This is a genomic window from Yersinia sp. 2542 StPb PI (assembly GCF_048593855.1).
Taxonomy (GTDB): domain Bacteria; phylum Pseudomonadota; class Gammaproteobacteria; order Enterobacterales; family Enterobacteriaceae; genus Yersinia; species Yersinia enterocolitica_E.
This window is the reverse complement of sequence record NZ_JAZGQA010000585.1, coordinates 1-218: the sequence shown is the minus strand read 5'-3', so window position 1 is coordinate 218 and position 218 is coordinate 1. Positions and strand designations below refer to the sequence as shown.

Here is a 218-nt window from a genome sequence, read left to right as displayed (position 1 = left end):
CCACCGTAAGACGCCATACTGGTGGCTTTAGAACCGCGGTACTGACCATTGACACTGCCACTGGCCCCCGACCCGCCGTTGCTGTTCATGGCGGTCGCCCCATAACTGAACTGGCTTTGCTCGCCGGCACTGCCTGAAACCGATGCCTGTTCGCCCCAGTTGCCCTGACCATTGCGGTTCATTTCCAGTCGCATTTGCGGCACGTTCTGCTGGTCATT

General features: G+C 59.2%; 1 protein-coding gene. It reads right to left on the bottom strand.

Annotated features, from left to right (window positions below; translation table 11 throughout):
- A partial coding sequence (locus tag V1952_RS22815; RefSeq protein ID WP_420075668.1) for a hypothetical protein occupies nt 1–218 on the bottom strand: 218 nt, incomplete at both ends.